This is a genomic window from Dactylosporangium darangshiense (assembly GCF_039537565.1).
In the GTDB taxonomy this organism is placed as follows: Bacteria; Actinomycetota; Actinomycetes; order Mycobacteriales; family Micromonosporaceae; genus Dactylosporangium; species Dactylosporangium darangshiense.
In genome coordinates, this window is record NZ_BAABAT010000041.1 from 25,983 (window position 1) to 51,934 (window position 25,952).

At 72.3% G+C, this 25,952-nt stretch carries 26 protein-coding genes; 15 read left to right on the forward strand and 11 right to left on the reverse strand.

Going from position 1 to position 25,952, the window contains the following annotated elements:
- Window positions 1-26: 26 nt before the first annotated feature.
- The 3 genes from ABD901_RS44660 to ABD901_RS44670 all read right to left on the reverse strand — a co-directional run bounded on the left by ABD901_RS44660 (window position 27) and on the right by ABD901_RS44670 (window position 5,538).
- On the reverse strand, window positions 27-4,022 hold the full coding sequence (locus ABD901_RS44660; RefSeq protein WP_345137589.1) for a bifunctional nitrate reductase/sulfite reductase flavoprotein subunit alpha: 3,996 nt from the start codon (window positions 4,020-4,022) through the stop codon (window positions 27-29).
- A gap of 112 nt (window positions 4,023-4,134) precedes the next feature.
- Window positions 4,135-5,133: an aldo/keto reductase gene (locus tag ABD901_RS44665; protein ID WP_345137433.1), complete on the reverse strand. Its 999-nt coding sequence runs from the start codon at window positions 5,131-5,133 to the stop codon at window positions 4,135-4,137.
- A complete protein-coding gene (locus ABD901_RS44670) occupies window positions 5,134-5,538 on the reverse strand; it encodes a MerR family transcriptional regulator (protein ID WP_345137435.1) in 405 nt (134 codons plus the stop codon). It lies immediately after the preceding gene.
- Between the two features lie 139 nt (window positions 5,539-5,677).
- On the opposite strand from ABD901_RS44670, the gene ABD901_RS44675 reads away from it, so the two are divergent.
- The 3 genes from ABD901_RS44675 to ABD901_RS44685 are packed head-to-tail and all read left to right on the forward strand — an operon-like array spanning window position 5,678 to window position 7,531.
- Complete coding sequence (locus ABD901_RS44675; RefSeq protein ID WP_345137437.1) at window positions 5,678-6,886, forward strand: inorganic phosphate transporter; 1,209 nt, start codon at window positions 5,678-5,680, stop codon at window positions 6,884-6,886.
- The gene (locus ABD901_RS44680) at window positions 6,886-7,203 is read left to right on the forward strand and encodes a hypothetical protein (RefSeq protein ID WP_345137439.1); all 318 of its coding nucleotides are present in this window, start codon (window positions 6,886-6,888) and stop codon (window positions 7,201-7,203) included. The genes ABD901_RS44675 and ABD901_RS44680 overlap by 1 nt, the downstream gene beginning before the upstream one ends.
- A 10-nt stretch (window positions 7,204-7,213) precedes the next feature.
- Window positions 7,214-7,531 carry a DUF3349 domain-containing protein gene (locus ABD901_RS44685; protein WP_345137441.1) on the forward strand — a complete coding sequence of 106 codons (318 nt, stop codon included), beginning with the start codon at window positions 7,214-7,216 and terminating at the stop codon, window positions 7,529-7,531.
- 120 nt (window positions 7,532-7,651) lie between these two features.
- Here ABD901_RS44685 and ABD901_RS44690 read toward each other — a convergent pair whose 3' ends face one another.
- Window positions 7,652-8,572, reverse strand: coding sequence for a thaumatin family protein (locus ABD901_RS44690; protein WP_345137443.1), 921 nt, complete (start codon window positions 8,570-8,572; stop codon window positions 7,652-7,654).
- A 161-nt stretch (window positions 8,573-8,733) separates the two neighbouring features.
- Between ABD901_RS44690 and ABD901_RS44695 the strand changes: the two genes are divergently transcribed.
- Window positions 8,734-11,250 carry a LamG-like jellyroll fold domain-containing protein gene (locus ABD901_RS44695; protein WP_345137445.1) on the forward strand — a complete coding sequence of 839 codons (2,517 nt, stop codon included), beginning with the start codon at window positions 8,734-8,736 and terminating at the stop codon, window positions 11,248-11,250.
- A 42-nt stretch (window positions 11,251-11,292) separates the two neighbouring features.
- On the opposite strand, the gene ABD901_RS44700 is transcribed toward ABD901_RS44695, so the two are convergent.
- Both ABD901_RS44700 and ABD901_RS44705 read right to left on the reverse strand, forming a co-directional pair.
- Window positions 11,293-11,583 (reverse strand): hypothetical protein, encoded by a 291-nt coding sequence (locus tag ABD901_RS44700; protein WP_345137447.1) that lies wholly within the window; start codon window positions 11,581-11,583, stop codon window positions 11,293-11,295.
- A 383-nt stretch (window positions 11,584-11,966) separates the two neighbouring features.
- Window positions 11,967-12,617, reverse strand: a complete 651-nt coding sequence (locus tag ABD901_RS44705) for a class I SAM-dependent DNA methyltransferase (protein ID WP_345137449.1) — start codon at window positions 12,615-12,617, stop codon at window positions 11,967-11,969.
- An 83-nt stretch (window positions 12,618-12,700) separates the two neighbouring features.
- On the opposite strand from ABD901_RS44705, the gene ABD901_RS44710 reads away from it, so the two are divergent.
- Both ABD901_RS44710 and ABD901_RS44715 read left to right on the forward strand, forming a co-directional pair.
- Entirely contained in the window at window positions 12,701-14,092 is a 1,392-nt protein-coding gene (locus ABD901_RS44710; RefSeq protein WP_345137451.1) for a condensation domain-containing protein, read from the forward strand.
- Window positions 14,089-14,628 (forward strand): GNAT family N-acetyltransferase, encoded by a 540-nt coding sequence (locus tag ABD901_RS44715; RefSeq protein ID WP_345137453.1) that lies wholly within the window; start codon window positions 14,089-14,091, stop codon window positions 14,626-14,628. The genes ABD901_RS44710 and ABD901_RS44715 overlap by 4 nt, the downstream gene beginning before the upstream one ends.
- On the opposite strand, the gene ABD901_RS44720 is transcribed toward ABD901_RS44715, so the two are convergent.
- Window positions 14,601-15,485 (reverse strand): NmrA/HSCARG family protein, encoded by an 885-nt coding sequence (locus tag ABD901_RS44720; RefSeq protein WP_345137455.1) that lies wholly within the window; start codon window positions 15,483-15,485, stop codon window positions 14,601-14,603. The two genes, ABD901_RS44715 and ABD901_RS44720, sit on opposite strands and share 28 nt — an antisense overlap.
- 77 nt (window positions 15,486-15,562) lie before the next feature.
- Here ABD901_RS44720 and ABD901_RS44725 point away from each other — a divergent pair, with 77 nt between their 5' ends.
- Window positions 15,563-16,048, forward strand: a complete 486-nt coding sequence (locus ABD901_RS44725; RefSeq protein ID WP_345137458.1) for a MarR family winged helix-turn-helix transcriptional regulator — start codon at window positions 15,563-15,565, stop codon at window positions 16,046-16,048.
- On the opposite strand, the gene ABD901_RS44730 is transcribed toward ABD901_RS44725, so the two are convergent.
- The gene (locus tag ABD901_RS44730) at window positions 16,031-16,870 is read right to left on the reverse strand and encodes an oxygenase MpaB family protein (protein ID WP_345137460.1); all 840 of its coding nucleotides are present in this window, start codon (window positions 16,868-16,870) and stop codon (window positions 16,031-16,033) included. The genes ABD901_RS44725 and ABD901_RS44730 overlap by 18 nt on opposite strands.
- A 38-nt stretch (window positions 16,871-16,908) precedes the next feature.
- Here ABD901_RS44730 and ABD901_RS44735 point away from each other — a divergent pair, with 38 nt between their 5' ends.
- On the forward strand, window positions 16,909-17,487 hold the full coding sequence (locus ABD901_RS44735; protein ID WP_345137462.1) for an MBL fold metallo-hydrolase: 579 nt from the start codon (window positions 16,909-16,911) through the stop codon (window positions 17,485-17,487).
- On the opposite strand, the gene ABD901_RS44740 is transcribed toward ABD901_RS44735, so the two are convergent.
- Complete coding sequence (locus tag ABD901_RS44740; RefSeq protein ID WP_345137464.1) at window positions 17,432-18,445, reverse strand: helix-turn-helix transcriptional regulator; 1,014 nt, start codon at window positions 18,443-18,445, stop codon at window positions 17,432-17,434. The two genes, ABD901_RS44735 and ABD901_RS44740, sit on opposite strands and share 56 nt — an antisense overlap.
- A 51-nt stretch (window positions 18,446-18,496) precedes the next feature.
- Here ABD901_RS44740 and ABD901_RS44745 point away from each other — a divergent pair, with 51 nt between their 5' ends.
- From ABD901_RS44745 to ABD901_RS44760, 4 genes are all read left to right on the forward strand, one after another.
- Entirely contained in the window at window positions 18,497-18,892 is a 396-nt protein-coding gene (locus tag ABD901_RS44745) for a VOC family protein (protein ID WP_345137466.1), read from the forward strand.
- Window positions 18,889-19,470, forward strand: coding sequence for a YdeI/OmpD-associated family protein (locus tag ABD901_RS44750; protein WP_345137467.1), 582 nt, complete (start codon window positions 18,889-18,891; stop codon window positions 19,468-19,470). The genes ABD901_RS44745 and ABD901_RS44750 overlap by 4 nt, the downstream gene beginning before the upstream one ends.
- A 61-nt stretch (window positions 19,471-19,531) precedes the next feature.
- Window positions 19,532-19,792 carry an acyl-CoA-binding protein gene (locus ABD901_RS44755; RefSeq protein ID WP_345137468.1) on the forward strand — a complete coding sequence of 87 codons (261 nt, stop codon included), beginning with the start codon at window positions 19,532-19,534 and terminating at the stop codon, window positions 19,790-19,792.
- A 94-nt stretch (window positions 19,793-19,886) separates the two neighbouring features.
- Complete coding sequence (locus tag ABD901_RS44760) at window positions 19,887-20,591, forward strand: DUF899 domain-containing protein (RefSeq protein ID WP_345137470.1); 705 nt, start codon at window positions 19,887-19,889, stop codon at window positions 20,589-20,591.
- A 60-nt stretch (window positions 20,592-20,651) separates the two neighbouring features.
- Here the strand turns inward: ABD901_RS44760 and ABD901_RS44765 are convergent, their stop codons facing one another.
- Together ABD901_RS44765 and ABD901_RS44770 are read right to left on the reverse strand one after the other, a co-directional pair.
- A complete protein-coding gene (locus ABD901_RS44765) occupies window positions 20,652-21,650 on the reverse strand; it encodes a hypothetical protein (protein ID WP_345137472.1) in 999 nt (332 codons plus the stop codon).
- A 94-nt stretch (window positions 21,651-21,744) separates the two neighbouring features.
- Window positions 21,745-22,230: a SigE family RNA polymerase sigma factor gene (locus ABD901_RS44770; RefSeq protein ID WP_345137474.1), complete on the reverse strand. Its 486-nt coding sequence runs from the start codon at window positions 22,228-22,230 to the stop codon at window positions 21,745-21,747.
- A gap of 61 nt (window positions 22,231-22,291) precedes the next feature.
- On the opposite strand from ABD901_RS44770, the gene ABD901_RS44775 reads away from it, so the two are divergent.
- From ABD901_RS44775 to ABD901_RS44785, 3 genes are all read left to right on the forward strand, one after another.
- Window positions 22,292-23,245, forward strand: coding sequence for an RNA ligase family protein (locus ABD901_RS44775; RefSeq protein WP_345137476.1), 954 nt, complete (start codon window positions 22,292-22,294; stop codon window positions 23,243-23,245).
- A 51-nt stretch (window positions 23,246-23,296) separates the two neighbouring features.
- Window positions 23,297-23,722, forward strand: a complete 426-nt coding sequence (locus tag ABD901_RS44780; protein WP_345137477.1) for a hypothetical protein — start codon at window positions 23,297-23,299, stop codon at window positions 23,720-23,722.
- A 470-nt stretch (window positions 23,723-24,192) separates the two neighbouring features.
- Entirely contained in the window at window positions 24,193-25,854 is a 1,662-nt protein-coding gene (locus tag ABD901_RS44785) for a M4 family metallopeptidase (protein WP_345137480.1), read from the forward strand.
- Window positions 25,855-25,952 lie beyond the last annotated feature (98 nt).

Sequence of the window (25,952 nt, forward strand, 5' to 3'; positions counted from 1 at the left end):
GCCTCTCAGGGTGCCACTGATCGGCCTCAGTAAACGTCTCGGAGGTAGCGCTTCTCGGCGGAGAGCTGCTTGACGTAGGCGGCCGCGGCGCCCTCGTCGAGGTGGCCGTGCGTGGCGACGATCTCGCGCAGGGCCAGGTCGACGTCCTTGGCCATGCGGGTCGCGTCGCCGCAGACGTAGAAGTACGCGCCGTCCTGCAGCCAGGACCACAGCTGGGCGCCGTGCTCGCGCATGCGGTCCTGCACGTACACCTTGGCCCGCTGGTCGCGCGAGAACGCCAGGTCGAGGCGGGTCAGTGTGCCCTGCTCCCGCAGCGCGGCCAGCTCCTCGGCGTAGTAGAAGTCCGTGGCGCGGCGCTGCTCGCCGAAGAACAGCCAGTTGCCGCCGCGGGCGCCGCGGGCCTGGCGCTCCTGCAGGAAGGCGACGAACGGGGCGACGCCGGTGCCGGGGCCGACCATGATGACCGGGACGGCGTCGTCGGCCGGGAGGCGGAAGTTCGGGGAGCGCTGCAGGAACACCGGGACGGGCGCGTCGGGCTCGGCGTCGGCCAGGAACGTCGAGCAGACGCCCTTGCGGACGCGGCCGAGCTCGCTGTCGAAGCGGACGACCGACACCGTCAGCGACACCTGGGTGGGCGCCAGCAGCGGCGAGGACGAGATGGAGTACTGCCGCGGCTGGAGGCGCTTGAGCACCTGCACCCACTCGCCGGCGCCGGCCTTCACCGCGTGCTCGGCGATGACGTCGACGGCCTGCCGGCCCCAGGTGTACTTCGCGAGCTCACCCTGATTGTCCGGGCGCAGCAACGCGCGCAGCGGCGAGTCGTGGCCGCGGTCGGCGACGAAGCGCAGCAGGTCGGGGGTGATCCGCGTGATGTCCAGGCGGCGCAGCAGGGCTTCGCGCAGCTCGACCTCGCCGCCGACGTCCACTGTGGACAGCGGGTCGAGTCCGGTCACCTCGAGCCACTCCTGCACCAGGTCCGGGCAGTTGACCGGCCACACGCCGAGCGCGTCGCCGGCCGCGTAGCCGAAGTCCTCGGACACGTCGAAGGTGAACTGGCGCACCTCCTTCGCCGAGCCGGGCAGGCTCAGCAGGCGGTTGCCGCGCAGCGTGCCGGTGACCGTCTCACCGCGGCCGGAGCGGGGCCGGGCGGGCGCGGCGGCCGGGGCGCGCAGGGCGGCGAGGACGGCGTCGAGCCAGCCGTGTGCGGCGTCGCTGAAGTCGGGCTCGCAGTCCACCCGCGGTGCCAGCGGCACGCCGCCGAGCTCGGTGAGGCGGGCGTCGAGGCGCCGGCCGTGCCCGCAGAAGTCGGCGTAGCTGGAGTCGCCGAAGGCGAGCACGGCGTAGCGGCGCCCGTCCAGGCGTGGCGCGTCGCCCTGCAGCGAGTCCCAGAAGGTCGTGCCGTTGTCGGGCGCGTCGCCGTCGCCGAAGGTGCTGGTGATGACGAGCAGGTCGTTGCCGCCGCGCAGCAGCTCGCCGGCGGCGGCCGTCATGGCGCGCACGTTGGCCTGCCAGCCCTCGTCGGACAGGCGGCGGCCGACGTGCGCGGCGAACTCCTCGGCGTTGCCGGTCTGCGATGCCCAGAGGATCTCGATGGTACGAACTGAGCCGGCCGCCACCGCGGGCGCGAGCGGCCGGTGGTAGGTGCCGGCGAGGAAGCCGTCGACCCAGGCGGCGCGCCCGGCGTCGAAGGGCGCGCCCGGCGGCAGCTTCGGCACGACGCCCGGCGCCGGCGGGTTGGCGGTGAGCGCGTTGATGAAGCCGGACAGGTACTGCCGCTCGCCCTCGGTGAGCGGCGGCGGGGCGAGGTCGAGCCCGAGCGCGTCCATCGCCGCCGGCGCGGTGCTCGTCGCGGGCGTCACGGCCGCGGCGGAGACCCGCGTGAGGCTCACCGCGCACACCTTGAGCTCGGGCTGGAACGAGATCGGGTCGACGGCGTCGGAGGTGACGGCGTTGATGCTGCGGTACTCGCCGAACAGGTCGTTCCAGTGAAACGGCGCGAACAGGGCGCCCGGCTGCACGCGGTCGGTGACGGCGGCGGGCAGCACCGCCCGGCCGCGGCGCGAGGCGAGCTCGACCTCGTCGCCGTCGGCGATGCCGAGCCGCTCGGCGTCGCCCGGGTGGATCTCGACGAACGGGCCGGGGTTGAGCTTGTTGAGCTTCGCGACCTTGCCCGTCTTCGTCAGCGTGTGCCACTGGTGCTGCACGCGGCCGGTGTTGAGCAGGAACGGGTAGTCGTCGTCGGGCAGCTCGGCCGGGTCCAGGTGCGGGCGCGGGAAGAACACGGCCCGGCCGCTGGGGGTGGCGAAGTTGAGCCGTGGCCGGGTGCCGTCGGGCGCGGTGCGGACGGGCTGGCTGGCGCCGTCGTTGCGGTACCGGATGGGATTGCGGCTCTTCGCCTCGGGCGGCACGGGCCACTGCAGCGGGCCCTCGCGCAGCCGGTCGTAGCTCACCCCGCGCAGGTCGTAGCCGGTCTGCGGGTTGTGGAAGCCGCGGATCTCGGCGAAGACGTCCTCGGCGGACGCGTAGGCGAACGCGTCGCCGTAGCCCATGGCGACCGCGACGCGGGCGATGAGCTCCCAGTCCGCCAGCGCCTCGCCGGGCGGGTCGGCGACCTGCCGGACCAGGGTCAGGTTCCGCTCCGAGTTGATCATGATGCCGTCGATCTCGGACCACATGGCGGCGGGCAGGACGACGTCGGCGTAGGCGTTGGTCTCGGTCTCGGCGTACGCGTCCTGGGTGATGACGAGCTCGGCGCGCTCGAGGCCCTCGATGACGGTGCGGCGGTTGCCGACGGAGGCGACGGGGTTGGTGCAGATGATCCAGCACGCCTTGACCTCGCCGGCGGCCATGCGCTCGAACAGCTCGACGGTGCCCTTGCCGACGTCGGTGCGCAGCGTGCCGCCGGGCACGCCCCACGCCGCTTCGACGAAGACGCGGTCGGCCTCGACGAGCACCGAGCGCTGGCCGGGCAGGCCGGGGCCCATGTACCCCATCTCGCGGCCGCCCATCGCGTTGGGCTGCCCGGTGAGCGAGAACGGCCCGGAGCCCGGCCGGCAGATCGCCCCGGTGGCCAGGTGCAGGTTGACCAGGGCGTTGGTGTTCCAGGTGCCGTGGGTGCTCTGGTTGAGCCCCATGGTCCAGCAGCTCATCCACTCCCCGGCGGCGCCGATCATCGCCGCGGCCCGCTCGAGGTCGGCCGCCGGGATGCCGGAGATCTCGGACACCCGCTCGGGGGTGTAGTCGGCCAGGAACGCCGGCATCGCCTCCCAGCCCTCGGTGTGCTCGGCGACGAAGGCCTCGTCGACGTGGCCGCCCTCGACCAGCAGGTGCAGCAGGCCGTTGAGCAGCGCCAGGTCGGTGCCGGGGCGCACCGGCAGGAACAGGTCCGCCTTGTCGGCGGTGGCGGTGCGGCGCGGGTCGGCGACGATGAGCTTCGCGCCCGCCTTGACCCGGTCCATCATGCGCAGGAACAGAATCGGGTGGCAGTCGGCCATGTTGGAGCCGATGACGAGGAACAGGTCGGCGCGGTCGAAGTCGTCGTAGGAGCCGGGCGGCCCGTCGGCGCCGAGCGACAGCTTGTAGCCGCTGCCGGCGCTGGCCATGCACAGCCGCGAGTTCGACTCGATCTGGTTGGTGCGCACGAAGCCCTTGGCGAGCTTGTTGGCCAGGTACTGCGCCTCGAGCGTCATCTGCCCGGACACGTAGAAGGCGACCGCGTCCGGCCCGTGCTCGTCGATGATCGCCCGCAGCCGCGCAGCGGTGTGCTCGATCGCCGCGTCGACGCCGGTCGGCGCCGCCGGCCCGGCACGCTCGGCCCGGACCAGGGCGGTGCCGAGCCGCCCGGGCCCGGCGAGCATCTCCGCGCTCGTCGCGCCCTTGGTGCACAGGCGGCCCGCGTTGGCCGGGTGGTCCTTGTCGCCGTGCACCTTGAGCACGCGGCGGCGGCCGTCGGGGTCCGTCGCCACGTCGAGGACCATGCCGCAGCCGACCCCGCAGTACGAACAGACCGAGCGGGTCTGCATCACGGCGCCGACGTTACAAACGGTCAGTTACACACGTGTCACGCAGAACTTTCGCCGGTGGTTTCGCCGACCCCACAACATCACAGTCGTCGCTGTGAGCGGCCCGGATCGGTCAGGCGCCGGCGGCGTCCAGCTCGGCCAGCATGTCCGGGGTGAGCTCGACGCCCAGCGACGCGGCGGCGGAGTCGTACTGCCCGAGCGTGCGCGGTCCGACGAGCGTGACGCGGCGCGGGTCGTCCTGCTGCCGCAGCCAGGCCAGGGCCACCTGGCTCGCGGTCACGCCCAGCTCCGCGGCGAGCTTGCCGGCCGCGGCCAGCCGGGCGTCGGAGTCGGCGCCGGCGTAGGCGCGGAACACGTCGTGGGCGCGGCGCTTCTCCGGGTCGTCGTAGGCGCCCTTGAGCATCGGGGAGTACGCCACCAGGGTCAGGTCGTCGTGCGCGCGCAGGTACCGCAGCTGCTCGCCGTCGACGATCGCGTACTTGTCGGAGCGCGGGTGCCGGCGCAGGTAGGAGTGCTCCTGCTGCAGCGCGACCGGCGCCGGCCAGCCGTGGCGGGCGCACAGCTGCCGGATGCGCTCCAGTCGCCAGGTCGGCACGTTGGACCAGCCGATGTGGCGCGTCTTGCCCGCCGCGACCAGGCCGGCGAGCGCCTCGAGGGTCTCCTCCAGTGGCGTGCGCAGGTCGTCGACGTGCACGTAGTACAGGTCGACGTGCTCGACGCCGAGCCGGCGGAGGCTGCCGTCCAGGGCGTGGCGCAGCGTCGCGGCGCCGGCGCCCGCGTACTGCTCGGCCGCTGCTGCCCGGCCGGCGCGCACGGCGGCCGGGTCGGCGACCCAGGCGCCGCCCTTGGTGGCGAGGAACACATCGTCGCGCCGGCCGGTGCGGGCCATCCAGCGCCCCAGCAGCGCCTCGCTCTCCCCGCCGGTGTCGCCGTCGCGGACCCACCAGGCGTAGCAGTCGGCGGTGTCGAGGAACCGGCCGCCGTCGGCGTGGTAGCGCTCGAGGATCTCGAACGACTCGGCCTCGCCCGTCGCGGTGCCCATGAGCATGCAGCCGAGCGCCAGCGAGCTGACCCGCTCGCCGGTGCGCCCCAGCGGGATCGTGTCAATCATTCACCCGACGCTAGGGGCTGGAGCGCGCTCCAGGTCAACGCCGTCCTCGGGGGCGTTGTCGCGGTACCAGCGGATCTTCTCCCGGATCCGGCCCTGCTCGTCCCGCAGGGCGGCGATCTTCGCCTCGAGCTCCCGGTCGTGCTCCTCGAGCAGCTCGGCGCGCTCGGCGAACGTGTCGTCGCCGCCGCGGGCCAGCTCGGCGTAGCGCAGCATGCGCTGGATCGGCATCCCGGTGTCGCGCAGGCAGCGCAGGATGCCCAGCCACGCGAGGTCGTCGTCGGTGAAGACCCGCTGCCCGCCGGCGTTACGATCGACGCTGTCGAGCAGGCCGATCCGCTCGTAGTAACGCAGCGTGTCGAGGCTGAACCCGGTCCTGGCGACGGCTTCCCGCGGGGTGTACGACATCCCCCATTTCTACCCCGAGCTGGGCACCGTCTGTGAACCAGACAACACGCAGGCCTACAGAAGGTTTCCCAATGAGAAATTCTTCCCAGTGAGGGGCCCAGCACTGGAGTGATGACCGTCAACGCGCGACCATCCTCCCGTGACAGAAACAACGGTCGTGCTTGTCCTGGTGATCGTGACCGCCCTCGGGTTCGACTTCACCAACGGCTTCCACGACACGGCCAACGCGATGGCCACCTCCATCGCGACGAACGCACTGCGGCCCAAGGTCGCCGTGTTGCTGTCGGGCATCCTGAATCTCGTCGGCGCGTTCCTCTCGGTCGAGGTCGCGCTGACGGTGACCAACGCGGTCGTGAAGATCCAGAACTCGAACGGCACACCGAAGGCGGAACTGCTCGAAGGCGGCGGCTTCGCCCTCCTGCTCATCGTCCTGGCCGGCCTCGTCGGCGGAATCGTCTGGAACCTGCTCACCTGGCTGCTCGGCCTGCCGTCGAGCTCGTCGCACGCGCTCTTCGGCGGCCTGGTCGGCGCCACGATCGCGGGCCTCGGCTGGGCCGGCGTCAACTGGAACGGCAACGGCACGAAGCTCGACGGCCTCGTCGGCAAGGTGCTGCTGCCCGCGGTGATGTCCCCCGTCATCGCGGCCATGGTCGCCGCCGCCGGCACCTGGCTGATCTACAAGGTGACGATCGGCGTGGCGCAGCGGTTCACCGACAACGGCTTCCGCTGGGGCCAGATCGGCTCCGCGTCGCTCGTGTCGCTCGCGCACGGGACCAACGACGCCCAGAAGACGATGGGCGTCATCACCCTGGCGCTGATCGCGACCGGCGACTGGACCGACACGAAGAACATCCCGTTCTGGGTCAAGGCCGCCTGCGCCCTGGCGATCGCGCTGGGCACCTACCTCGGCGGCTGGCGGATCATCCGCACGCTGGGCAAGGGCCTCGTCGAGATCGCGCCGCCACAGGGCATGGCCGCCGAGTCCGCCTCGGCCGCGGTCATCCTGGTCTCCAGCCACCTCGGCTTCGCCCTGTCCACGACGCACGTGGCCACGGGCTCCATCCTCGGTACCGGCCTGGGCAAGCCCGGCGCGATCGTGCGCTGGTCGGTGGCCGGCCGCATGGTCCTCGCCTGGCTCATCACGCTGCCCGCCGCGGCCGTCGTCGGCGGCGTCATGTGGTGGATCGGCCACCTCGTCGGCGGCCTCGCCGGCGCCGTCGTCGTCTTCCTGATCCTGCTCGCCCTCGCCGCGTACATGTACCGGCGCTCCCGCAAGACCCCGGTCGACCACAACAACGTCAACGACGAGTGGGACGCCACTCCCGAGCTGGCCGAGGCGGTCCGCTGATGCTCCACAACCTGCAATTCGCCCTGCAGTCGGCGTGGCGGGTGCTGCTCGTCGGCCTCGTCCTGGGCGCGGGCCTGCCGACGCTCTTCGCCGCCGGGGTGCGCTCGCTGGCCTGGGGCGCCGGCGGCGACGCCGAGGTCCACGCCGACGGCACGACGGGCCCGAAGGCGCAGCCGATCGGCACCGTGCTCGGCTGGCTCTGCTTCGCCGTCGTGCTGTTCGGCGTGGCGCTGGGCATCACGTTCATCGTGGCGAGCGGCTTCGGCAAGGCGCTGAGCTTCGAGCACATCTACCCGACGATCGTCGACAAGAAGTAGGGGGATCCCGGTGGGCGAGTCCCGTTCCAACTTCCTCAGCCGCACCGTCGACTGGCTGCGCGCCGGCTACCCCACGGGGGTGCCGCGCCAGGACTACGTCGCCCTCCTCGGCCTGCTGCGCCGCAAGCTCACCGAGGAGGAGGTGCACAAGATCGCCGGGGACCTGGCGGAGCAGTCCCAGCGCACCGCGGACCCCATCACCACCGAAGACATCGAAGCCATGATCAACGATGCGGTACTGCAGCAGGCGACCCCGGAGGACGTCGTGCGCGTCTCCGCCCGACTCGCCGCCGGCGGCTGGCCCCTCGCCGACCCGCCGACCGACTGAGAACTCCTCGCGTTGCGGGCCGCCCGTTCTCGGGCGGCCCTTTTTACGCGCGGACCTGGCGTGGCCCGGGAGTCACGGTCCGGACCACCGCGGACGTCGCGGTAGCTCGGAGCGTTCTGCTCAGGGGCTGACGCCGAACGTGATCCGGTAGTTGCAGTTTCCCTTGCACGCCATCGTGGCCGAGTCGTCGAAGGCATACGAGTACGCGTACGGCTCGGCCCGCTTGAACACCTGCGTGTAGTCGACCGGCCACTTCGCCGGGATGCAGTGCTCGCGGCCGGCCCAGGCGCCGCGGCAGCAGTACGTGTCGCCGCCGAACGCCGCGCACGGGTTCTTGCACGCTCCGTTGCCGGTTCGCATCGCCTCCGGGCAGTCGACCGCCTTGGTACAGCCCGCAGCGACGCAACCACTCGCTGACACCGGATCCTTGCCGGTCGAGTGCCCGACGTTGATCCACATCGGCAGGTTCGACCCGTCGACCATGCTCACGTCGTAGAAGTCCATGCCGCCCCACGCCGCGAGCGTGAACTCCGCGAGGGTCGCGGGCGTGGCGCCGCTGCCGGTGCATTGGAAGCGGCCGCCGCAGTCGCCGGTCTGGCAGTGCCCGGTGCCGGCCGCGTTGAACTCGCATCCGGTGCGGCCCCAGAACCGCCCGCCCCAGCCGCTGGGCACCACCACGGTCACGCTCTGTCCCGGGTCCATGACCCACCCGGTGGCGGCGAGCGGGTGCGCCTTGTCCGGCGTCGCGGCCGCCCAGATCCGCTGCCCGAGCGCGTTGACGAGGGTGACGGTGCGTGCCCCGGCCGGCACGCTGGGTGCACGTGAGGCGGATGCGCTCGGGGAGGCCGCGCTCAGCCTGCCGACGCCACTGTCCGCAACGGCCCCACCACTGCCGGCGCTCGACGCGTCGCAGCACGCCGAGGGCTGCGAGGCCGGCGCGGTGGATCCGGACGAACGGGTCAGCGCGAACGTGATGACCGCGGCCGCCACCAGCAGGAGCGCCGCACCCGCACCGGTGAGCGCCGCCCGAGAGAGTCGCATGACGAGGAGACGGCGGCGGAGCACCCGGATAACGGTTTTCGACCGGTGTTCGAATCTGTTGGTCAGCGCGGGATTCACAGTCATCTCTTGACGCTTGCTGAGCATATTTGTTCAGATGAGTGCACTTCAACGGTCCGCCATCGCCGAAGGGGAATGCATCGATGCGAAGACTGGACAGACGACTTGGCCACTCCCTCGTTGCCGCCGCGGCGGCGCTGCTCGTCGGGCTCGCCGGCCCGGCCGGGAGCGCGGCCGCGGTGACGCCGCCCGCCGACGCGCCGGCCTGGCACGTGGGCATCCCGCCGCTGGCGACCAAGTGGACGTCGAAGGTGGGGCCCGACAACGCGCTGCCGGAGTACCCGCGGCCGCAGCTGACCCGGGACAAGTGGCAGAACCTCAACGGCGTGTGGGAGTTCGCCCGCGCCGACGCCGGGCAAGCCGTCCCCGCCGGGCAGAGCCTGAACGAGCGCGTGCTGGTGCCCTACCCGATCGAGTCGGCGCTGTCGGGCATCCAGCGGCACGAGGACCGGATGTGGTACCGCCGGACGTTCACGGTCCCGAAGACCTGGGGCGTGGGGTCGGGCCAGCGGCTGCAGCTGCACTTCGGCGCCGTGGACTACGACGCCAAGGTGTACGTCAACGGCACCCTCGTCGCCACGCACCGCGGCGGGTACGACGGCTTCGACGCCGACGTCACCGATGCGCTGGCCGGCACCGGGCCGCAGGAGCTCATCGTGTGGGCCGAGGACCTCACCGACGCGACGGGCCAGCCGATCGGCAAGCAGCGGCGCACCTCCGACCACGGGATCTTCTACCAGGGCAGCAGCGGCATCTGGCGTACCGTGTGGATGGAGCCCGTGCCCGCGGCCTCGATCTCGGGTCTGACGACGACCCCCGATGTGGCCGGCGGTGCGGTGTCGGTGAGCGCGACGGCCGCGGGCGGCGCCGGGCTGCGGGTCAAGGCGGTCGCCAAGGCCGGCAGCAAGGTCGTCGGCACGGCGACCGGCGCGGCCGGGACCGAGCTGCGCGTGCCGGTGCCCAACGCGAAGCTGTGGTCGCCGGACTCGCCGTTCCTCTACGACCTGCAGGTCACCCTGCTCGACGGCGGCGACAAGGCCGTCGACTCGGTCGGCTCGTACTTCGGCATGCGCCAGATCGGCACGGCGCGCGGCGCCGACGGGAAGCTGCGCATCGCCCTCAACGGCAGGATCCTGTTCAACCTGGCCAACCTCGACCAGGGCTTCTGGCCCGACGGGCTCTACACCGCACCGACCGACAACGCCCTGAAGTTCGACCTCGAGCAGGACAAGGCGATGGGCTTCAACGCGGTGCGCAAGCACATCAAGGTGGAGCCGGACCGCTGGTACTACTGGGCGGACAAGCTCGGCCTCATGGTCTGGCAGGACATGCCGGCCGCGAACACCGGCCCGATCCCCGAGCAGTGGCGCGGGCAGTTCGAGTCCGAGCTGCACGAGATGGTCCGCGAGCACAGCTCCTTCACCTCGATCGTGGCGTGGGTGCCGTTCAACGAGGGCTGGGGCGAGTGGGACCGGGCCGCGACCGGCCGCATCGCCGACGACGTCAAGGCGCAGGACCCGACCCGGCTCGTCGATGCGCACAGCGGCGTGAACTGCTGCAACTCCCACGGCGACGCCGGGCGCGGCGACGTGGTCGACTTCCACCAGTACCTCGGGCCGGCCTCCCCGTCGCCGTCCGGCGACCGGGTCGCCATCGACGGCGAGCACGGCGGCTTCGGCCTCAAGACGTCCAACCACATGTGGTTCGGCGACGGCCAGGCGTACGAGATGGAGCCCGACGAGGCGACGCTGACCAGCAAGTACGTGCAGAACCAGGAGGCGGTCATCACCTCGGCGAAGGCGTGCGGGATCAGCGCCTCGATCTACACCCAGATCACCGACGTCGAGGCCGAGCTCAACGGCTTCTACACCTACGACCGCCAGGTCGCGAAGATGGACCTCAACCAGGTCAAGGCGATCAACAAGAAGATCATCGCGCAGGCCGACGGCTCGGCGACGAACGTGCCGCAGCCCTCGCCGGGCACGCCGGGCCTCACCGGCATCGCGTTCTACCCGCTGGACGGCACGGCGCAGGACGCCGCCGGCGACCACGACTCCACCGTGGTCGGCGGCGCCGCGTTCGTGGCCGGCAAGAACGGCGACGGCGTGCAGTTCGACGGCGCCACCGGCTACCTGGACGCGGGCGCGCCGGTGCTGGACACGGCGTCGGACTACACGGCGGCGGCGTGGGTGAAGCTGGACCGCGCCGACGGCGGCTTCCAGACCGTGGTCAGCCAGGACGGGCCCACGAACAGCGACTTCTACCTGCAGTACTCCGGCGCCGACCAGCGCTTCGCGATGAGCTTCGCCGGCGTGCGCGCGCTGGCGCCGGTCAAGCCGAACCCGGGCCAGTGGTACCACCTGGCCGGCGTCCGCGACACCGTCAAGGGCGAGCTGCGCCTCTACGTGGACGGCGAGCTCGCCGGCACTGCGAGCGCCTGCCTGCCGCAGTCCGGCCCGACCGGCCACACCGTCATCGGCCGGGGCAGGTTCGGCGGGAACCCGGTCGACTACCTGGACGGCACCGCCGACCAGGTGCACCTCTACGACCGGGCGCTGTCCGCCGACGAGATCCGCCAGCTGTACGCGTCGGGCAGCTGAGAGCCGGCCGGCCCGCCCGGCGTCCGTTCCGGGCGGGCCGGCCTACCTCTCGACCTGCTCGGTCCGGGTGGCGGTGACGACGTGGCGCTGCTCGGAGCCGCCGACCACCCGGGACCAGCTGTCGGAGACGAGCCGCGTGTCGGCGCCCGCCGGCTCGAAGCGAAAGCTGAAGCCGCCGTACATCCCGGGCACCGGGAACCAGACCTGCTCGCTCTCCAGCAGGACCTCGAGCTCCGGCAGGCGCAGCGCCTGCTCCCGCACGAGGCTGCCGGCGCGGCCCAGGATCACCTCGTGGAAGCGCTCCTGGATCGCGGCCAGCACAGCCTCGGGCACGTCGTCGCGGCGCGGCGGCTCCAGGACCTCGAGCAGGTGCCAGTGGCCGCGGCCGAGCGCGATGTCGACGGGCCGGGCGCCGGTCGCGGTGCGCAGGCCGCGCCACGCCCCGGATCAGCCGCTCGGCGAACTCGACCGGCGCGCCGCCGTACGCGGCGTGATGCAGCGGCGCGTACCAGGCCGTGCCGCCGGGGCGCCAGAAGTTGACGAACTCGTCGTGCCGCTGGAGGACCCTGAGCATCGCCACCCAGTCGCACGCCCGGCCGGCGTCGGCGAGCCGGTCGCCGGCCTCGCACGCCCAGTCGCTCCAGTCGTCGCGCCGGGTCATGCCGTTCCAGGTGGGTGTCACACCGCCCAGGTTAGGCGGCACCGGAGCGCACACCTCATGGGCGAGGTGCAGCGGCCCGGGCGAACAGCACGGCGCTGGGCCGCTGCTCGTCCGGGTCGAGCAGCCACTGCGCCTCGACCGCGAAGCCGGCGCCGCGCAGCCAGCCCGCGACCCGCTCGGGGACGCGGCGGTACACGTGGATCTGCATCGGGTGCCCGCCGTAGCCCTCCGTCTTGGGCCGCGCGCCCTCGCCGGCGTGGAAGCCGAGCAGCAGCGGGGCGCCGGGCCGCAGCGGCCGCCCGAAGCCGGCGAGGATGCCCGGCACCGCGTCGTCGGGGACGTTGACCAGCGACCACCAGGAGAGCAGCCCGCCCAGCGGTGCGCCGGCGAGTTGCGGGTCGGTCATCGAGCCGGCCTCGAAGCGCAGGCCAGGGTGGTCGCGGCGCGCGACGCCGACCATCGCCGGGGACACGTCGACGCCGAACGCGTCGACGCCGAGGCCGCGCAGGTGCGCGGTGACGTGGCCGGGCCCGCAGCCCATGTCGGCGACCGGCCCGCCGCCGCCCGCGCGGACCGCCTCGGCGAACACGGCGAGCGCGGCCAGGAGGTGCGGCTGCCCGGCGAGGGCGTCGCGGACCTGCTCGGCGTACGCCTCCGCGACGGTGTCGTAGGAGATGCGGTTGTCGTCGATCCAGTCCCCCGTCACGGGTCCCGAGGATAGATGCACTGGAAGAAAATCGGTCGGCACGCCGATGTGGTCAAGATCGGCTGGGGCCTAGCATGCGGGCCATGGTGGAGGCAGAGCTGGTTGCGGTCGCGTTCGCCGGGGACGGGGCCGGCGAGGGTGAGCTGTCGTGGGGGCAGCAGGACATCTGGCGGGCGATGGTGCGGCAGGAGTCGTGGCTGCCGAACGGGGCCTGGGGCCCGCTCCCGCCGGGCACGACGCTGGACGATGTCGTGGATCGTCTGCGGTACCTCATGAGCCGCTTCCCCACCGCCCGCACCCGGCTGCGGTTCGCCCCCGACGGCACCCCGCGCCAGGTGGTGTCCGCGGCCGGCGAGATCGACCTCGAGATCTTCGACGCCGGCGACGCCGACCCCGCCGAGCTGGCCGAGCGGCTGCGGCTGCGCCTGCAGGACGCGCCCTACGACTTCGAGCGGGACTGGCCGATCCGGATGGCCGCCGTCCGCCGCGGCGGCGAGCTCACACACCTCATCGTGGTCATGTGCCACCTCGTCACCGACGGGTTGGGCGCCCTGGTGCTGCTCGAGGAGCTCGACAAGCGCCCGGACGGGCCCGTGCCCGGCATGCAGCCGCTGGAGCAGGCCCGCTGGCAGGCCACGCCGCCCGGCGCGCGGCAGAACGCGATGGCGCTGCGCCACTGGGAGTCGATCCTGCGCGAGATGCCGCTGCGACGGTACGCCGAGCCGGCCGATCTCCCCGAGCCGCGGCACTGGCGCGGCGAGTTCCGCTCCCCCGCCCTCAGCCTGGCGCTGCGCTCGCTCGCGGCCCGCACCGGGATCGCCTCCACCACGATCGCCCTCGCGCTGTTCGCGGTGGCCCTGACCCGCGTGACGGGCCAGGGCCCGGCGGTGATCCGCCCGATGGTGAACAACCGCTTCCGCCCCGGCCTCGACCGGGTCGTGTGCATGCTCGCGCAGTACGGCCTGTGCCGCCTCGACGTCGCCGGCATCACGTTCGTCGAGGCGTTCGACCGGGCCCGCCGCTCGGCGCTGGGCACCTACAAGCACGCCTACTACGACCCGGCCACCATGGACGCCCTGCTGGACCGGGTCGCCGCCGACCGCCCCGGGTTGCAGCTGCCCTGCTACTTCAACGACCGCCGCGACGACCCGACCGCGGCGGGCGCCGAGCCGTCGCAGGCACCCACCGCGGCCGAGGTGCGGGCGGCCGCGGGCGCCGGCGAGTTCCGCTGGACCACGCGGCAGGACGTGCCGTTCGAGCCGCTGATCGTCCACCTCGACGAGGTGCCGGGCGGAACGCAGGCGACGATCTTCCTCGACACCCACGTCCTCGGCCCCGCCGACGCCGAAGCCCTGCTCCGCGGCCTCGAGGCGGCCGCGGTCGAGGCTGCCCTCGACCCGGACGCCCCGACCGGGTCCACGGACGAGGTAAACGCGTGGACCGCCGGCGAGGGCGGGGTTACCGTCTGCGCATGATGAGCTGGCGGCACGTCACCGAGGACGACTTCGCGCTGCTGGGGAAGTGGCTGGCCGAGCCGCACGTGGCCCGGTGGTGGAACCACGAGACGTCGCCGGAGGCGGTGGCGCGGGACTTCGGGCCGTCGCTGCGGCGCGAGGAGCCGAGCGAGGACCTCATCGCCTCCCTCGACGGGGCGCCGATCGGGCTGCTGCAGCGCTCGTTCCTGCACGACTATCCCGAGTACCTCAACGACCTGACGCCGCTGACCGAGGTACCGCCGCGGGCCATGTCGATCGATTACCTCATCGGCGACCTGGGCAACACCGGGCGGGGGCTCGGGCCGGCGATGATCAGCTCGGCGCTGGCGGAGATCTGGGCGCAGTTCGCCGACGTGGAGTGCGTGATCGTTCCCGTGCACGCGGACAACGTGCCGTCGTGGCGGGCGCTGGAGAAGGCCGGGATGGTGCGCGTGGCCAGCGGCGAGATCGAGCCGGACAACCCGATCGACGACCGCCGGCACCACGTCTACCGGGTGGATCGGCCGGTCGGCTGAACCAGCGCGGGCCAGTCCTGCGCGGCGGCCCACTCGGCGAACGTGTGCCAGCCGACCTCGGGGTGCTCGCGGCGCAGGGCGGCGACGTCGACGTCGAGGCCGGACGTGTTGAAGTACGCGAACATCGCCGCCAGGTCCGCCGAGCGCTCGCGCACGTACTCGAGCGGGACCTCGCGGTGCCCGATCGGCCGGCCGACGGCCTCGCCGAGGATGTGCGCCATCTCGGCCGGGGTCCGCTCGTCGGAGGCGATGTCGATGCGCCGGCCGGCGAAGCGGCCGGGCTCGCGCAGGGCCAGGGCGGCGAAGGCGCCGATGTCGGCGGCGGGGATGAGCGTGAGCGGGCGGTCCGCCGGCATCGGCCAGGCGAAGACGCCCTGGCGCAGGCCCTCCAGGGTCCAGCCGCCGGCGTAGTTGTCCATGAACGCCGCCGGTGCGATCACGGTCCACGGCACGCCGGAGGCGCGCAGGTGCCGCTCGACGAGGTGCTTGCTCTCGTAGTGCGGCACGCCGGTGCCGCGGTCGGCGTGCGCGGCCGAGGTGAGCACGACGTGGCCGACGCCGGCGGCGGACGCTGCGTCGATGAGGGCGCGACCCTGGCGTACCTCCGCGGCCAGATCGGTGCCGAAGGGCGTGGTGACGGCGAACAGCCCGCCCGCGCCGGCGAGGGCAGCGTCGAGCGACGCTTGGTCGTCGAAGTCGGCGCGGCGCACGTCGGCACCGAGGTCGCGCAGCGCGGCGGCGGCCGGGCCGGCGGGGTCGCGGGTCAGGGCGCGCACGGGATGGCCTGCAGCAAGGAGTGCCCGGGCGGCGGCACCGCCCTGGGCGCCGGTGGCCCCGGCTACGGCAATGGTGATCATGGTTCCTCCAAGGGGTACGATTGCTGCGTCACGCAGTAGATTAGCTGCGTCGTGCAGCGATTTGGAGTGTGATCCGGGTGACAGACGCCGACGGTGCTCGTGCGCGGTCGTACGAGGAGCTGGCGCTCGCCTCGCGCCGGTACAACGCGGCGTACGTCCTGTTCAACCAGGCCATCGCCGACCATCTGGGTCTGCATCCGACGGACGTGCAGGCGCTGAGCCTGCTGACCGCCGAGCCGGGGCCGCTGACGGTCAAGCAGCTCGCCGTCCTGACCGGGCTGACCACCGGCTCGGCGACGCGGCTGGTCGACCGGCTCGAGCGCGGCGGCTACGTGACCCGCACCCCGGACGCCTCGGATCGCCGGCGCGTGCTGGTCGCGCCCGTTCCCGCGCGGCTGGCCCGGGTCACCGCGGTCTGGGACGAGCTGGGCCGGGACTGGGAGGCGCTGCTCGACGAGCACACCGAGGCCGAGCTCGAGGTGATCACGCGGCACCTGCGGCGGGCGTACGACCTGAGCCACGTGCAGATGGCCCGACTGCGTTCGCTACCGCGTCCCGACTGACTCCAGGTCGTAGCCCTGCGGGTAGGACTTGGCCTTGATGCCGTCCGCGAACAGCGGCTCGCGGCGGGGGCGGGAGCACCGCAGGACCACGGCCCGGGCGCGCAGGGCCAGATGCACGCCGGCGCGCGCCCACAGCGGCGGGCGCGGCACGGCGTACGCGGTGCGCAGCGGCTCGTCGTACAGCGCGCCGATGAGCGCGTCCGCGGCGCCGCGCAACGGGCCCGGGATGCGCCCGCGCAGCAGGTCGCGGGTCACGCGCTCGATCCGCTCCGCCTCCGGGGTGTGCACGAGGTGCTCGCGTTCGTAGGCGTCGAAGAACTCGGCCAACGCGGCGTAGCCGGACGGGATGTCGCGCACGCCCATCCGCCGGCCGACCTCCCGGTAGTACACCGCGGCGGCCTCGCGCTCGTGCGGGCTGGGGGCCCTCCAGCCGTACCGTCGCAGGAAACGCATGGGGATGACCACCAGCGCGGCGAGGACGTAGGTGCTGTCGCCGTTGTCGAGCTCGAAGCGGCGATGGGCCTCGTTGAGCCGCCGCAGCGCCACCCGGCCGCGGGGCGTCTCCAGGCCGCCCCGCAGGATCTCGAACATGATGATCCCGGTGTCGTCGGCGCGCTTGCGCGGCTCGCGCACGATCTCGCCGGTCCCCACGAGCAGCCGGGCCACCCGCGGCAGCGCGAACGAGCGGTTGAACGCCAGGTTGAAGGCCAGCCGCATGTCCCACGGGAAGTCGTGGAACAGCGTGAGCCGATGGATCTCCTCGTAGTCGCGCGCCGGATCGAGCCGCTCGATACGGCGAAGGTTGTCGAATCGTCCCCGCATGGGGATGCAGTCTACGAAGCATGGCGTACAACAGGAGGATGAGCGATCAGCCCCGCGAGCGCACCGCGACCTACCACCTGCTGCACGCCGGCTACGTCGGCGACAACGTCGCCAGCACCGTCGCGCTCGTCCGCGACGGCGACGTCGTGCTCGTCACCGACCCCGGCATGGTCCGCGACCGCGAGCTCATCCTCGGCCCGCTGCGCGAGCAGGGCGTCGCGCCCGAGGCGGTCACCGACGTCGTGTTCAGCCACCACCACCCGGACCACACGCTGAACGCCGCCCTCTTCCCCGGCGCGCGTTTTCACGACCACTGGGCGATCTACGAGGGCGACCTGTGGACCGACCGTGACGCGGAGGGCTGGGAGCTCACGCCGTCCATCCGCCTCATCCGTACCCCGGGCCACACCCCCGAGGACATCACGACCCTCGTCGGCACCCCCGGCGGCGTGGTCGCCTTCACCCACCTGTGGTGGTCCAGCGACTCGGAGGGCGACCCCTTCGCCACCGACCTCGACGCCCTGCACGCCGGCCGCGCCCGGGTGCTCGCCGTCGCCGACGTCATCGTCCCCGGTCACGGCCCGGCGTTCCGGCCGACGGACCGGACCCCTCGGTAGCGTTCATGTAACGCTGCGCAAGATCCCGCAGGAAGTCCCGCAACTCCGGCGGGTCCAGCACGGTGAACGGCACCTCGAACTTGCCCAGATACGTGACCAGGTCGTACAGCGAGTCGGTCCCGGTCGCCAGCTCGCACCCGTCGTCGCCGAGGTCGGTGATCCGCCCCGACGTCGGCGTGCTGCGCTCGGCGATCACCGCCGCCGGCGCCGCGAATCGCACCCGCACCCGGTAGCGGAACGGCGCCGCGGTGACGCCTTGCAGGACGTGCGCGGCTGCGTCACCGCCGGGTGGTTCCCGCGGCACGAAGCGCATCGGCGCCTCGCTGCGGTCCGGCCTCGGCAGCGGCCGGATCCGGTCCGCGCGGAACGTGCGCCAGTCGCGACGGTCGGTGTCCCACGCCAGCAGGTACCAGCGGCGCCCCGTGTACACCAGGGTGTGCGGCTCGACGTCGCGGACGCTCTCCTCGCCGCCGTGCGCCGCGTACGCGAACCGCAACCGCTCGTGCCCGTGCGCCGCCGACGCGATGCGGGTCAGCGTGTCGAGGTCGACGGCGGGCCCGCCGCCGGCCGCGGACACCGTCGCCGACTTCAGCGCGTCGACGCGGGGCCGCAGCCGCCCCGGCAGGGTGCGCTCGAGCTTGGTCAGCGCCCGCAGCGACGCGTCCTCGATCCCCGCGACACTGCCGGCGGCCGCCGCGCGCAGCCCGACCGCGACCGCGACGGCCTCGTCGTCGTCGAGCACCAGCGGCGGGAGGGCGTTGCCGGGCCCGAGCCGATACCCGCCGCCCGGCCCGGTCGTGGCTTCGATGCGGTACCCGAGCCGTCGCAGCCGGTCCACGTCGTTGCGCACGGTCCGTGTCGTGACGTCGAGCCGCTCGGCCAGCTCGTCGCCCGCCCATTCGCGTCGCTGCTGCAGCACGGAGAGCAAGCGCAGCACCCTGACCGAGGTTTCCAACATTCCTCGAGTTTAGGAACGTGATGTTCCGCAACGCCTCCTAGCGTGGTTGGCATGACGCTTCGAGGCATGGCCACCGTCAACTACTTCGCCGCCGACTGGACCGCCGCCCGCGACTGGTACACGCAGGTGACCGGCGTGGAGCCCTACTTCCTGCGCGACGGCTACGCCGAGTGGCGCCTGGGCGACCACCAGGCCGAGCTGGGCCTGATCGACGCCCGGTTCCGCCCGTCGGACGTTGCGACCGGCCCGGTCGGCGCGGTCCTCTACTGGCACGTCGACGACGTGCACGGCACGCTCGCTCGGTTGCTCTCCCTGGGCGCAACGCAGCACGAGCCGGCCCAGGACCGCGGGCACGGCTTCGTGACCGCGACGGTCGTCGACCCCTTCGGCAACCTGCTCGGCATCATGTACAACCCCCACTACGTCGAGACGGCGGCCTCGGCATGACCATCACCTCCTCGCAGGACGGCCGGCTGGTCTTCGCGGACGTCGATGAGTGGGACGCGTGGCTCGCGGCGCACGGCGGCTCGGTCACCGAAGCGTGGCTGGTCGTGACCAAGCGTGGCCGTCCGGGCCTGACCGCGGCGCAGGCCGGGGACGTCGCCATCTGTCACGGCTGGATCGACAGCCAGCGACGTGCTCTTGACGACGTTTCGTTCCTGCAGCGGTACTCGCCTCGCCGCCCCGGCAGCCCCTGGTCCCTGGTCAACGTCGAACGCGCCGAGGCTCTGACCGCCGCGGGCCGGATGCGCCCGGCGGGCTCGGCACAGATCGCGGCCGCCCGGGCCGACGGCCGCTGGGCGGCGGCGTACGCACCGCAGCGCACCGCCTCGACCCCACCCGAGCTGGCCGCGGCCCTGGCCGGCGACCCGGCGGCGGCGTCGGCGTTCGCGGCGCTCGGCCGCGGCGGCCAGTACGCCCTGTTCCTGCCCCTGCTCAAGGCCCACACCCCGGCGGCCCGGGCAACTGCGCTGCGTCGCGCCCTGACCACGTTGAGCACTTCACCGGGGAACGAATCGCGGTAGAAAAGCCGCGTGGCGTTGCGTTGCGCCGCCTCGACGAACGGTGACCGATAGGCTGGGTCGCATGTCGGTCACCGATGAGTTCGAGCAGGCCCAGGTCGATGTCAAACAGCTGGCGCAGCGCCCCGGCAACGACGTGCTGCTGCAGCTCTACGCCCTGTACAAGCAGGGCACGCAGGGCGATGTGAGCGGGGGCCGGCCCGGCGTGTTCGACCTGGTCGGCCGGGCCAAGCATGACGCGTGGAAGGGCCTGGCCGGCACCGCGCCCGAGGACGCCCAGCGCCGCTACGTCGACCTGGTCCGCCGGCTGCAGGGCGCCGCCTGAAAAAGTTCGGCGCAAAGCGTCCGGAATCCGGGTACCCGTCGGTCGTAATAGAGAAGGAGCACTTCCACCACGACCACGAGGAGGCCGGAAGGCCATGGCACTGCCGGAGATCGTCAGCCGCAACGAGTGGCTCACCGCGCGGCGCACGCTGCTGGAGGAGGAAAAGGAGGCACGGCGGCGGCTGGACCGCATCAACGCGGACCGGCGCCGGCTACCGATGGTGAAGATCGACAAGCCGTACCGGTTCCAGGGCCCGTCCGGCGAGGCGAGCCTGGCCGACCTGTTCGAAGGCCGGCCGCAGCTGATCGTGCAGCACGTGATGTTCGACCCGAGCTGGGACGACGCCTGCCCGAGCTGCTCGGCGTCGATCGACGAGATCGCCCCGGCGCTGCTGCGTCACCTCGCCGCCCGTCGCACCACGTTCGCGCTGGTGTCGCGCGCGCCCTACGACAAGATCGCCGGCTACAAGGAGCGCCGCGGCTGGGACGTGCCGTGGTACTCCTCGTTCGGCGACGACTTCAACTTCGACTTCGACGTCTCCTTCGACGAGTCGGTGAAGCAGCCGGTGTACAACTACCGCTCACTGCCCGTGGTCCCCTCGCCGGAGCTGCCCGGCTTCAGCTGCTTCCTCACCGAGGGTGACGAGATCTACCACACCTACTCGACGTACGCCCGCGGCACCGACTTCGGCGGCGCCTACGCGCTGCTCGACCTGACGGCGCTCGGGCGCCAGGAGCAGTGGGAGGAGCCGAAGGACCGCGTCCCCGACGCTCGAGACGCGGTGCCCGACTTCGCGTAGTTCTCCTGTTTCGGTGCGCTTGCCCGGCTCACGTCGTCGTTCGCAACCGTTGCTGCATCGTCAGCCCACCGCGCGTCTTGGCCACGAGGACGGATCCCTCAGGTTCGTGCTCGGGGTCAGGCGCGCGGCGTACCACTGCGCGACCTCCGCGGTGAACCAGTCCACCGGCGCCGCTTCGAAGTCGGTGACGTACAGCTGGTAAGGCCCGAACGCCGGCATCCACAGGCCGTTCTTGAACTGCTCGTTGCCGCTGAGCCACTGCGCCGGGTAACCGCCCACCGCCCGGTCCGCGTGGAACGAGGGGCTGGCCATCGACCGGCCATCGGCCCAGATGAAGACGATCTTCCCGTCGGCCCGCGTGATCGTCAGCCCCGAGTAGATCCAGACGGGCGATCCGGCCGGCCCGCCGTAGCGCAGCCGCGTCTGACACTCCGACCACGACGCGCCCTCGGGCAGCTCGGCGAGCCGCAGCGGCATCACGCAGCGTTGCACCCGATCCACCCGCACCGCCCGGATCACGTCCCAGAACAGGTCGCGGTCGTCCCACCGCGTCGCCACGACCCCGGCCGAGCCGGTGTCGCTGGAGCCCCACTCCATGGCCCGGGTGTCGCCGCCGTCGAGGCCCGCCACCCACTCCCTGGCGCGGTCGGTCTCGGTGGTCAGCGCGATCATGAACACCAGCTGGTCGTCGCGCCCGACGCCGGTGACCTTCTCGTACCCCTTGCCCGACACCCACTCCATCGCCACGACCCGCTCGCGCAGGCGTGGCGGTATGCGGGACATGTCGATGTCGAAGTGCAGCAGCGCCGGGTCGCTGCCGACGCCACCGGGCGGCGCCGCCGTCTCGAGCGGCAACGACGTCGTCGCGGCCCCGCCGGCGGTGAGCCCGAGCAGCAGCGCTCCGGCGGCGACGATCGCTGCGGCAGCGGTACCGAACAGTCTCCGGCGGCGAATCCCCCGCGCAGTGCGGACGGCCTTGTCGTGCAGCCCATCGACCGCGAGCGTGCGGTCGGCGCGCTCGGTCAGGGTGGCGCTCACCCGGCTCTCGAGGTCGGTCACGTGTTCACCTCTTCCGTTCGGCGGGCGCTGGGCCGATCGGCCGTCTGGCGGTGTTGGCAACGCCTGCGGCTCGCCGCGACTCGCGCGCGGAGCGTCATGTGTTCACCTTTTCCGTGTAGTCACCGCGCAGGCGGTGCAACGCGCGCATGGCGTGCGTACGGACCGTGACGGCGGAGCAGTCCAGGATGCGCGCGATGGTCGCGTCGTCGAGGTCCTCGTAGTAGCGCAGGACGACCACGGCGCGTTGCTGGTCGGGCAGCGCGCGGATCAGCCGCCACAGCGCGTCGCGCTCGGCCGCCTCCGCGTCCAGCTCCCGCGGCCCTGCGACGTCGACGTCCATCGGCGCCGGCAGCTCCCGGTTGGCCCGCCGCCGCCACCACGACCGCGACGCGTTGAGCACGAGCCGACGCAGGTAGACGTCGGGGTCGTCCGTGCGGCGGATCCTCGACCAGCGCAGGTACGCCTTGGCCAGCGCCTCCTGCACCAGGTCCTCGGCGCGGTGGTCGTCGCCGGTGAGCAGCGCGGCGAAGCGCACGAGGGCCTGCCCGCGCGCCGCGATGTACTCCTCGAACGTCGGCACACCACACAGAGTCCCCGTAGACCCCCGCGCGTTGACACGACCCGAGCCCGAAAATGGGCCGGTGGAGCACGTGCCGTACCCGAAGATCCCCGCCACGCTGTCCAACGCCTCGTCCGCCGGCCCGTGGATCGCCACCGAGAAGATCCACGGCGCGCAGCTCGTCGTCGCGTACGACGGCCACACCCTGCGCGTGGGCAAGCGCAAGGCGTGGCTGCGCGACGGCGAGACGTTCTTCGGCTGGCAGCTACTGCGCGGCGCCCTCCTGCGCACGGCCCGTACCGCCCTCGCACACGGCGACGCCGCCGCCGTCCGCCTCTACGGAGAGCTGTACGGCGGCCACTATCCGCACCCGTCGATCTCCCCCGTCCCGGGCGCAAGCCCGGTACAGACCGGCATCTGGTACTCCCCGGACATCCGCTTCGCCCTGTTCGACGTGCTCTTCTCGCCTTCGCCGAGCGGGACCGGCGTCGTCGGCGCCTACGCCGACGTGGCCGAGATCGCCGCCGGCGGAGGCGTCGACGTCGTTCCGCTGCTGGCCCGCGGCCCGCGCCCGGTCGTCGACGCCGTGCCCGTCCGGTTCGCCTCGCGGGTGCCCGCCGCGCACGGTCTCCCATCGCTCCCCGAGAACCTTGCCGAGGGTGTCGTACTGCGCCCCGACGCCCGCCTCCCCCTGCTCGACCGCCCGATCGTCAAGCGCAAGATCCCGGAGTTCGACGAGGCGCGCTTCGCCGAGGCCCGGCCGTGGGACCCGCACATCCCGCCGGCCGACGTCGCCCGCCTGGCCGCCACGCTGGTCAACCCGCCGCGCGTGGCCGGCGCCCGCTCGAAGGTCGGCCCCGACGACCCGGCGGCCCTCGAAGACGAGATCATCCTCGATGTCATGATCGACCTGACCGACGCCTTCCCGATGCTCCAGTCGCGGCCCGACCTGGAGGAACAGGTCCGCATTGCGGTCCGCCGCACCCTGCCCGCGGTGGCACGTTTCGGGGATTCGACGCAGCGTCGCCGCCCGTAACGTTGATGTCAACGGGGCAACAACACCACTTCCAAGTCCAGGGGGACGACCATGAGCGACATCGACACCGGCTCGTACGACGGCGGCAACGACGTGGACTACGGCCACTACGAGGCGGGCCAGGAGCACGACGCTCTCGACCAGCTGCACCAGGCGCAGGGCTCGGAGGCCGACTACAACAACCAGTACGGCGTGTACGAGAACGACCACCACGCCGCCGAGTCCACCGACTTCTCGCAGGGCCACCACGTCGAGTACGACCAGGCCCCGGCCGTGCACTACGAGTCGGACGACTACACCAACTACTCGCACGACGCGACCGAGGACGACCACGTCTTCGCCGCCGAGGGCAGCGAGCACGCGCACCAGGCCGAGTTCGGTGAGCTCGACGCCCTGCAGCAGCGCTTCGACGCCGCCTTCGCCGAGGGCACCGAGTACCACGGCGGCGAGGCCGGCCTCGGCACCGCCTCCAGCTGACAACTGCCCTGACCCCGCCGGGCGCGGCCTTTGGTCCGCGCCTCGGCTCGAACTCCCGGTTGCCAGGCGTGACCTTGGGTGCCCGCCCCGACTTCAGGGGCCTGCAACTCGTTGACGCCAGGCCGGCCTGAGCCCGGACCTCGGTTCGCGGCTCGGTGAACGGCACCACATGCCCGCCGTCTGTGTGGCCGGGACAGCTTCGAGCCCAAGACAGTCAGCCCCTGGCTACAGGCCGGTCACCCGCGTTGGCGGGTGACCGGCCTTCGCCATTTCCGGGGTTGCGCTTGCCCGCGTTGCCCTGTGCGCCCCACTTTCAGGTGCGGGACTCCACTCGCGGCGAATTTCCGGATCGCGGCGTGACTTCACGCATCGTGGCGGTTGCGGAGGGGATGCTCCACTCGACTACCGGCTTCGTGCCAGGCTCCGTCACGGTCCGAACCTGCCGCGTGCGCGCCGCGTACCTATGGTCCATGTCAAACGTTCGACGTGCACTCGTCGCCATCTCGGTCACGGCGATTGCCCTGGCCGGTTGCGACAACGCCCCGAAGGCCGCCGATCGTGCGGCGGCGGACGCAAGCCAGAGCGCCGAGCCGGACACCGTCGAGGTGGCCGCTTCGGCGACCCCCGAGGAGGAGCCGCCGGCCGCCGCGCCGGTGCGCACCGCGCTCGATGCGCACCTCGGTGACGTCAAGGCAGCGCCCGATGACAAGTTTGCCTATTTCGCGTACCGGCCGGACCCCGACGGGTCGCGCCACGTCCGGTACACGCGCACATACCACGGGTTACCGGTGTACGGCGGGGACGTGATCGTCCACGTGAGCGCCACCGGGGAGTACAAGGGCAGCTCGAACGGCCTTGCCGAGCCGCTCAAGCTCGACATCGTGCCGAAGGTGTCGGCGCAGGAAGCCTCGGCCAAGGCGAAGGCGCAGTTCGGAGGCCGGATCACGATGGTGCAGGGCCAGAAGCTGCTCGTCGACGCCTCGACCGGCACCGGCCGGCTCGCCTGGGAGGACGTAGTCGTCGGCGTCGCCAAGGACGGCCGCACGCCTTCGCGACTGCACGTGCTCACGGACGCGCGCTCCGGAGCCGTGATCGGCCAGTGGGACGAGATCGAGACGATCGCCGGCACCGGCAACGGCCTGTACAGCGGCAAGGTCACGCTCGAGACGCAGAAGTTCGGCAACCAGTACCGCCTCATCGACACCACCCGCGGGCGCGCCTCGGTCTGCGACATGAAGCACGCCGACAACGGCGGCTGCACGCAGCTCACCGACGCCGACAACACGTGGGGTAACGGCAAGGCCGACGACCCGCAGACCGCCGCCGTCGACGCCGCGTACGGCGCTCAGCTGACGTACGACTACTACCTGAAGTTCTTCGGCCGCAAGGGCGTGGCGAACAACGGCCGCGGCGTCGTGTCGCGGGTCCACGTCGGCGACCAGCTCGAGAACGCCTTCTGGGACGGCAAGCAGATGAACTACGGCGACGGCCGGGGCAACGCGCACCCGCTCGTCGAGATCGACGTCGCCGCACACGAGATGACGCACGGCGTCACGCAGTTCAGCGTCCCGGATGACCTGACATATTCCGGCGAGTCCGGCGGCCTCAACGAGGCGACGAGCGACATCTTCGGCACCATGGTCGAGTTCTGGGCCGCGAACCCGAACGACCCCGGCGACTACGAGATCGCCGAGCGCCTGGACCTCAACGGCAACGGCACCCCGTTGCGATACATGTACAACCCGTCGCTGGACGGCGTCTCCCACGGCTGCTGGTCCGCGACCACGAAGGACGTCGACGTCCACTACTCCTCGGGCGTGGCCAACCACTTCTTCTTCGACCTCGCCGAGGGCACCGGCAAGACGAAGTACGGCACCTCCCCCGTCTGCGGCAACGCCTCCGGCGTGACGGGCATCGGCCGCGACAAGGCGCAGCAGATCTGGTACCGGGCGCTCGACGTCTACTTCACCTCCAGCACCTCGTACGTCAACAACGCCAGCCCCGGCAACACCGCCCGCGCCTACACCCTGTCGGCCGCCGCCGACCTGTACGGCAAGTGCAGCCCCGAGTACAAGGCGGTGCAGCGGGCCTGGACCGCGGTCAACGTCCCCGGCGCCGACGCAGCGTGCTGACCCGGTGATCCACTGCCACTGACCCAGCTCCTGCACCACGAACGACGGCCCGCACGGGGCCCACCCCCTCGGGGTCCCGCGCGGGCCGTCGTGCTGGC

Coding starts and splice junctions, on each gene's coding strand:
- ABD901_RS44660 (WP_345137589.1), bottom strand. CDS start 4,022: ATGCAGACCCGCTCGGTCTGTTCGTACTGCGGGGTCGGCTGCGGCATG.
- ABD901_RS44665 (WP_345137433.1), bottom strand. CDS start 5,133: ATGATTGACACGATCCCGCTGGGGCGCACCGGCGAGCGGGTCAGCTCG.
- ABD901_RS44670 (WP_345137435.1), bottom strand. CDS start 5,538: ATGTCGTACACCCCGCGGGAAGCCGTCGCCAGGACCGGGTTCAGCCTC.
- ABD901_RS44680 (WP_345137439.1), top strand. CDS start 6,886: ATGCTCCACAACCTGCAATTCGCCCTGCAGTCGGCGTGGCGGGTGCTG.
- ABD901_RS44690 (WP_345137443.1), bottom strand. CDS start 8,572: ATGCGACTCTCTCGGGCGGCGCTCACCGGTGCGGGTGCGGCGCTCCTG.
- ABD901_RS44695 (WP_345137445.1), top strand. CDS start 8,734: ATGCGAAGACTGGACAGACGACTTGGCCACTCCCTCGTTGCCGCCGCG.
- ABD901_RS44710 (WP_345137451.1), top strand. CDS start 12,701: ATGGTGGAGGCAGAGCTGGTTGCGGTCGCGTTCGCCGGGGACGGGGCC.
- ABD901_RS44715 (WP_345137453.1), top strand. CDS start 14,089: ATGATGAGCTGGCGGCACGTCACCGAGGACGACTTCGCGCTGCTGGGG.
- ABD901_RS44720 (WP_345137455.1), bottom strand. CDS start 15,485: ATGATCACCATTGCCGTAGCCGGGGCCACCGGCGCCCAGGGCGGTGCC.
- ABD901_RS44730 (WP_345137460.1), bottom strand. CDS start 16,870: ATGCGGGGACGATTCGACAACCTTCGCCGTATCGAGCGGCTCGATCCG.
- ABD901_RS44735 (WP_345137462.1), top strand. CDS start 16,909: ATGAGCGATCAGCCCCGCGAGCGCACCGCGACCTACCACCTGCTGCAC.
- ABD901_RS44740 (WP_345137464.1), bottom strand. CDS start 18,445: ATGTTGGAAACCTCGGTCAGGGTGCTGCGCTTGCTCTCCGTGCTGCAG.
- ABD901_RS44745 (WP_345137466.1), top strand. CDS start 18,497: ATGACGCTTCGAGGCATGGCCACCGTCAACTACTTCGCCGCCGACTGG.
- ABD901_RS44750 (WP_345137467.1), top strand. CDS start 18,889: ATGACCATCACCTCCTCGCAGGACGGCCGGCTGGTCTTCGCGGACGTC.
- ABD901_RS44755 (WP_345137468.1), top strand. CDS start 19,532: ATGTCGGTCACCGATGAGTTCGAGCAGGCCCAGGTCGATGTCAAACAG.
- ABD901_RS44760 (WP_345137470.1), top strand. CDS start 19,887: ATGGCACTGCCGGAGATCGTCAGCCGCAACGAGTGGCTCACCGCGCGG.
- ABD901_RS44780 (WP_345137477.1), top strand. CDS start 23,297: ATGAGCGACATCGACACCGGCTCGTACGACGGCGGCAACGACGTGGAC.
- ABD901_RS44785 (WP_345137480.1), top strand. CDS start 24,193: ATGTCAAACGTTCGACGTGCACTCGTCGCCATCTCGGTCACGGCGATT.